Raw genomic sequence first — 6,247 nt, 5'->3', positions numbered from 1 at the left:
TGGGTGACGGCCTGCGCGATGCGCTCGATCCCAAGCTGAAGAGGTCCTGATCATGGCGCTTCTCGAAATCGAAAACCTGGTCGTCGAATTCCAGACGGCCTCCGGTCCCTTCCGCGCCGTCAACGGCGTGTCGATGAAGGTCCATGAAGGCGAAGTGCTCGCGATCGTCGGTGAGTCCGGCTCGGGCAAGTCCGTGTCGATGTTGGCGGCCATGGGGCTTCTGCCCTGGACGGCGAAGGTCACGGCCGACAAGCTCACCTTCAACGGTCGCGACCTTTTGGGCATGTCGGCAAACGAACGGCGCAAGATCGTCGGCAAGGACATTGCCATGATCTTCCAGGAGCCGATCGCCAGCCTCAACCCATGCTTCACCGTCGGCTTCCAGATCGAGGAAGTGCTGCGCATACACATCGGCCTCGACAAGGCCGGTCGCCGCAAGCGCGCGATCGAACTGTTCGAGGCGGTCGGCATTCCCGATCCGGCCGAGCGGCTCGGCCACTATCCGCACCAGATGTCGGGCGGCCAGTGCCAGCGCGTGATGATCGCGATCGCGATCGCCTGCAACCCGAAGCTCCTGATCGCCGACGAGCCGACCACCGCGCTCGACGTGACGATCCAGAAGCAGATCCTCGACCTCCTGATGAGGTTGCAGGCCGAGCACAAGATGGGCCTGATCATGATCACGCACAACATGGGCGTGGTTGCCGAGACTGCCGACCGGGTGGTCGTGCAGTACAAGGGCCGCAAGATGGAAGAGGCCGACGTGCTGACGCTCTTTGAAAACCCGAAGAGCAACTACACGCGCGCACTTCTGGCGGCACTGCCTGACAACGCGACCGGCGATCGTCTGCCGACGATTTCCGAACTCTTCGTCGACGAAGGAGCGGCCCAATGAGCGTGATCCTCGAAGCGCGCAATCTGGTGCGCGACTACCATATCCCCGGCGGCCTTATCAAAAAGGCCAAGACCGTTCACGCCCTGAAGGGCGTGAGCTTCAGCGTCGAACAGGGCAAGACTCTTGCGATCGTTGGCGAGAGCGGCTGTGGCAAGTCCACGCTTGGCCGTATTCTGACCCTCATCGATCCGGCAACCTCGGGCGAACTTTTGATCGAGGGCAAGAAGATCGACATCTCCAAGGGCGACATGACGCCGGAGATGCGCCGCAAGGTGCAAATCGTCTTCCAGAATCCGTATGGCTCGCTCAATCCGCGCCAGAAGATCGGCGACATCCTGATGGAGCCGCTGCTCATCAATACGGACACGCCCGCCGACGAACGTCGCGACCGGGCGATGACGATGCTGAAGAAGGTCGGTCTTACCGAGCTGCACTTCAATCGTTATCCGCACATGTTCTCCGGCGGCCAGCGCCAGCGTATCGCCATCGCGCGCGCGCTTATGCTCAACCCGAAGCTCCTGGTGCTGGACGAGCCGGTATCGGCGCTCGACCTTTCGGTCCAGGCACAGGTCCTAAACCTGCTTGCCGACCTGCAGGACGAGCTGAAACTCACCTACGTCTTCATCAGCCACGACCTCTCTGTCGTGCGGTACATCGCTGACGACGTCATGGTGATGTATTTCGGCGAAGCGGTCGAATACGGCAGCCGTGACGAGGTCTTTGCCGACCCGAAGCACAGCTATACCAAGACGCTGTTTGCGGCGACGCCGCGGGCGGACGTGGAGAGCATCAAGGCTCGATTGGCGAAGAAGAAGCAGGCGGCCTGATCCTTCCTGCTGATTTCCGCTGAAGAAACAAGAGAAGCCGGGCAGCCACTGCCCGGCTTCTTTGACTCGGGGACGCGATGGTGTAGAGGTGTCGCGCCGCCTTCAATTCTCGCCTCTGGGCGGCGGGCAGCCGCTTTTCGGCCGGACGGACCTGTTCGGCCCAACCTCAGGAACACGTTCATGGAAATCAAGCGTTTCGAAACCGGCCCCCGTATGAGCCAGGCCGTGGTCTACAACAACACCGTCTACCTCGCCGGCCAGGTCGGCAACGCCGGTGACGATGTCGTGACGCAGACGAAGCAGGCGCTTGCCGAAGTCGACCGTCTTCTGGCGCTCGCCGGCACCGACAAGACCCGCATCCTCTCGGCCACCATCTGGCTCGCCGACATGGCCGATTTCCCGAAGATGAACTCGGTCTGGGACGCCTGGGTTCCGCAGGGCAACACGCCTGCCCGCGCCACCGGCGAAGCCAAGCTCGCGACGCCGGAATACTTCGTGGAAGTGATTGTCGTCGCTGCCGCCTAAGGTCGGCGGAACAAGGTATTCCCTTGTCCTTATCCAGCGCCGCCGGGTCTCGTGTCCGGCGGCGTTTTCGTTGCAGCCAGCGATGCCACGCAGGGAACCAATCGAGGCATCTGCACGTTAAGTGTCCGGTCCAAGAAACAGGTCGAGAATCGGCCGAGTGAACTGGGAGGACTACATATGCTGTATTGGCTGCCTCGGGTCTGTGTCCTTCTCTTTGCCGTCATCCTGATCGGCTTCGGCCTTGTCCCCTACACTGCCGCAGGTGTCGCCAACACGCTGCTCGTCATCATCCTGGGTCTTGGCCTGCTTTCCTTGACCCTGCATGTCTTCCCGCCGGAACACCATTGATGGCACGTGGTCCAGGTGGCGCGCCACACACTGATCCAGGGCGAAAGCCGGAACGCGACGACCCGTCGGCAAGAGTGGGTGCGCTCCGTTCACCTGCTGCCCACAAAAAGCGAGGCGTGATCGTGGAAACCTTGCGACGTGCCGGTGCTTCGCACGAATACAGGCGCGCAAGACGCATGGTCGAAGAGGAGGCGGCGGTTGCGACCGCCGCGCCGTCGACGGCGCCGCGGCGTGACGGCATCGACCTCATGGTCGCCTGGAGCATCATCGGTCTGTTCGTGATCGCGGGATGTGCCGCCATCTATGCGATGGAAACGATCCTGTTGCCTATCACGCTCGCGATCGTCGTCGGTATCGTGCTTGGGCGAACCGCTGACGCGCTTGCACGTTATGGCCTGCCGCCGATCCTTGGTGGCCTGTTGCTCGCTCTGGTCTTCGTGACCGGCTTGTCCTGGCTCATCAACGTGCTGCTCGGTCCCTTGACGTCGCTTGCCTCCGAGGCGCCCAGGCTCGCCGAAGGCGTCGTTGCACGCGTCATGCCCTTCATCGAGCGCTTCGAATGGTTGCGTCTGGCGGTTGCGCGCAGCGTCGGCAACGATGCGATTGCTGACACGGTCATGAAGAATGCAGGCCCAATGCTCGCTGCCACAGCTGCGGGCCTGACGCCCGCCCTCGTGCAGATCCTGATCTTCCTGGCAGCGCTCGGCCTGTTCCTGCTCGGACGGCTGCAGCTGCGCAAGGCCGTCATTCTTGCGTTTGCCAGCCGTGAGCGGCGGCTCAGCGCCATCCGCATCATGAACGGCATCGAAGACGCGCTCGCGCGCTACTTCTCCATCGCCAGTGTGATCTACCTTGTGCTCGGCACGGTGACGATGATCATCGCCTTCGCCGGCGGTCTGGCCATGCCGCCAGTCTGGGGACTGTTTGCTTTCGTCTCCAGTTTCATTCCCTATCTGGGCGTGACGGTCATGACCCTCAGCCTGCTCGTCGGCGGGCTGATGACACAGGAAGTCCTATGGCTGGCATTGGCACCGGCTGCGGCCTTCTTCGTCGTCCACCTCGCGATGGAGAACCTCGCCATTCCGGCCATCCTCGGCAACGAGCTCGAAGTGAACCCGTTCCTGGTGTTTATCGCGATCGTCTTCTGGACCTGGATGTGGGGTGCGGTCGGCGCCATGCTGGCGCTGCCGCTTTCGCTCATCGTCCTTGCGATTGTCGAAGAAATCCGTGAACAGCCGCCCGAACGGCAGTTGCCCGGCTGAACGCCGCCTGATGCATTTCCTCCGCACGTCCGATAGGACGCGCGGCGCTCAAGGGCCAGATCAGCGGCGCGCCGAGCGTGCGTGTTCGTCGAAAAACAGTGCCTGGCTGATCAGAGCCTTGACCATGTCAGGATTGAACGGCTTGGTCACCAGGAAGGCCGGTTCCGGCCGCTTGCCGGTGAGTAGCCGCTCGGGAAAGGCGGTGATGAAGATCACCGGCACGGCGGCTTGCCGAAGGATCTCGTTGACCGCATCGATGCCGGAGCTGCCGTCAGCGAGCTGAATGTCGGCAAGCACCATCTTCGGAGATGTCTTGTGGTAGAGATCCAGCGCCTCGCCATGCGTGCGCGCAATACCCGTGACCCGGTGGCCGAGGCTGGTCACCATGTCCTCGATGTCGAGCGCGATCAATGGTTCGTCTTCGATGATCAGCACGTCGGTTGCGACCTGGCGCGAGATGTCCTCGGAGGCAACTGTCAGAAGCTTTGAAAATTCGCCCTGGCTGAGGTTCATGATCTCAGAAGCGTCGGCGATCGAAAATCCCTCGACCGATACCAGCAGAAAGGCCTGACGCGGCAAGGGTGCGATCAGCGAGAGATTGGCGGCAGCCTGCTGTTCCCAGGCGAATGGTGACGTGTTGTCCGTCCGGTCGATCGATACCTTCTCAAACTGCGTGCAGAACAGCTTGTAGAGGCCGATGCGGTCGTTCGACGTTTCCGGAAAGAGGCTGATGTCTTCGATCAGCGCCTCGAGAACGGCGGCTACATAGCCGTCGCCGGCGGCCTGCGATCCGGTGACGGCGCGGGCATAGCGGCGCAGGAACGGCAGGTGTGGCGCAATCCGGGTCGAAAGGGACATCAAAACTTCCTTGAGAGCAATACGATTCGTTTTTCTGAGGATAGGGCACATGCCGCCGAAGAGGTGGATGTTTTGAACATGTTTTTCGGCTTAGAGCAAATCAGGGAAATGTGCGAAGCGGCGTGCCTTGCGACGGGCGACGGGAAGCTGCGAACGTCAGGGCGGTGAGCAAGACATGGACGAAGAACTGGCAAAGCCCGGTGGAGCCGATGGGCCAACCGACAGTGCAGCCGAAACGCTTGATCATGGGCCGATCGGGGCCAAGTTGAAGGCGCTCTATCGATCGTTGGAGCAGGAGCCGGTTCCTGAATTCTTTCTCGATCTGCTTCAAAAGCTGGATGAAGCGGAAACGGCGTCCAAGGACGCGTCGAGCGGACAGGTTCCTGGTTGAGGGAAGAAACGGGCCCAAGCCCGTTTCTTCATGCCGTGTGCTGGTCAGCAGGCGGCTTCGTAGCGGCGGCCGTAACGGTCGCGGTAGATGCAGCGGCCCGGTTCGTTGGCATTGCCGATGAGCGCGCCGGCGACGCCACCGATGGCTGCGCCCACGGCCGCACCCCTGACATTGCCTGTCGCTGCACCGCCGATGATGGCGCCGCCGGTTGCGCCGATCGCAGCGCCCTTTTCCGTTTGCGTACACGCGGCGAGGGGGAGGATCAGGCTTGCTACGATCAGTATCTTCTTCATGATGCGTTCCTATCGGGTTGCGTTGTTGAGTTGAGAATCAGATTGTCGGAGATCGACCTGCCGGGACTGATGGCGATGAGAATGACGACAATGAGGCGTCTTCGTTTCCCGGTGCCGCGCTGTTCAGGTCCGCTTTGGATATCTTGTGAATGGGCTTGATGCCGCTCCCAATGGGCGGACCTTTCGTGGTGTCTTCCTGCCTCGCCAGCGCATCCTCCATCGCTCCGCCGCGGTCGCAGCACTTGTTATCGTTGCGAAAACGAGAATAGAGACGTTTTGTTCCATCACCGGATCTGCTCCGGCCCGACCGTGACGGTTGTGCGCGGAAATCAGCCGCGGTCAGCGGCTCGCCCGCGTTTCGCGCGGGTCAAATTGCGCCGCAAACGCAAAGCGCGCGCCAAAGTTCCAGGAAATATTTGATGGTCGCCGGCGGAACCGAAGATTGCGGATTGCCGTTTTCTCCTCAGCTTTGACGCTAAGGAGGCATGCCAATGGAACACATTGCCGCCATCATGGTCCTCGTCGGCTGCATGCAGACGACAGAGGCCTGTCGCGAAGTGCCGGCGCCGACAGTGGCGTTCGAAACGGTAGACGAATGTCGTGAACTGCTGACGCCGGCGATCGAGGCGACGGGAGAGACGTTCAAGCGCGCCTACGGCGCCTGTGCGGAAGTCGATCCGGCCCTGTTCGCGGAAGATGCGACAATCGAGTGGCGGATCACGACGCACGGTGAGCTCAAGGTCGACGTCAAGATGGATGATGGCAGCTATGCCGTCGCAGCGCGCCACGACAGCGCGAAGGCTCGCAACTGAGCCGCGGAGGCACGACACCAATTTTACGGGTTGCCG

General features: G+C 61.7%; 9 protein-coding genes. 7 read left to right on the top strand and 2 right to left on the bottom strand.

Translation table 11 applies throughout. The annotated features are described in order from the left end of the window. Positions 1-52 precede the first annotated feature (52 nt). The 5 genes from VGO04_RS07920 (at position 53) to VGO04_RS07900 (ending at position 3,857) form a co-directional block, all read left to right on the top strand. Entirely contained in the window at positions 53-895 is an 843-nt protein-coding gene (locus VGO04_RS07920; RefSeq protein WP_090294927.1) for an ABC transporter ATP-binding protein, read from the top strand. Further along, complete coding sequence (locus VGO04_RS07915) at positions 892-1,722, top strand: dipeptide ABC transporter ATP-binding protein (RefSeq protein ID WP_327495401.1); 831 nt, start codon at positions 892-894, stop codon at positions 1,720-1,722. The genes VGO04_RS07920 and VGO04_RS07915 overlap by 4 nt, the downstream gene beginning before the upstream one ends. A 180-nt stretch (positions 1,723-1,902) precedes the next feature. Next, positions 1,903-2,247 (top strand): RidA family protein, encoded by a 345-nt coding sequence (locus VGO04_RS07910; protein WP_327495400.1) that lies wholly within the window; start codon positions 1,903-1,905, stop codon positions 2,245-2,247. Positions 2,248-2,424: 177 nt separating this feature from the next. Further along, positions 2,425-2,595: a hypothetical protein gene (locus VGO04_RS07905; RefSeq protein WP_327495399.1), complete on the top strand. Its 171-nt coding sequence runs from the start codon at positions 2,425-2,427 to the stop codon at positions 2,593-2,595. Positions 2,596-2,726: 131 nt separating this feature from the next. Further along, positions 2,727-3,857 (top strand): AI-2E family transporter, encoded by a 1,131-nt coding sequence (locus tag VGO04_RS07900; RefSeq protein WP_414650520.1) that lies wholly within the window; start codon positions 2,727-2,729, stop codon positions 3,855-3,857. 60 nt (positions 3,858-3,917) lie between these two features. On the opposite strand, the gene VGO04_RS07895 is transcribed toward VGO04_RS07900, so the two are convergent. After that, positions 3,918-4,715: a response regulator gene (locus VGO04_RS07895; RefSeq protein ID WP_327495398.1), complete on the bottom strand. Its 798-nt coding sequence runs from the start codon at positions 4,713-4,715 to the stop codon at positions 3,918-3,920. Between the two features lie 175 nt (positions 4,716-4,890). Between VGO04_RS07895 and VGO04_RS07890 the strand changes: the two genes are divergently transcribed. After that, positions 4,891-5,106: a NepR family anti-sigma factor gene (locus VGO04_RS07890; protein WP_327495397.1), complete on the top strand. Its 216-nt coding sequence runs from the start codon at positions 4,891-4,893 to the stop codon at positions 5,104-5,106. Between the two features lie 44 nt (positions 5,107-5,150). On the opposite strand, the gene VGO04_RS07885 is transcribed toward VGO04_RS07890, so the two are convergent. Further along, positions 5,151-5,399: a glycine zipper domain-containing protein gene (locus VGO04_RS07885; protein ID WP_065775524.1), complete on the bottom strand. Its 249-nt coding sequence runs from the start codon at positions 5,397-5,399 to the stop codon at positions 5,151-5,153. Positions 5,400-5,890: 491 nt separating this feature from the next. Here VGO04_RS07885 and VGO04_RS07880 point away from each other — a divergent pair, with 491 nt between their 5' ends. Further along, on the top strand, positions 5,891-6,211 hold the full coding sequence (locus VGO04_RS07880) for a hypothetical protein (protein ID WP_327495396.1): 321 nt from the start codon (positions 5,891-5,893) through the stop codon (positions 6,209-6,211). Positions 6,212-6,247: the final 36 nt, after the last annotated feature.

Source organism: Ensifer sp., from assembly GCF_035999185.1.
Classification (GTDB): domain Bacteria; phylum Pseudomonadota; class Alphaproteobacteria; order Rhizobiales; family Rhizobiaceae; genus Ensifer.
This window is presented reverse-complemented; position numbering and strand designations above follow the sequence as displayed.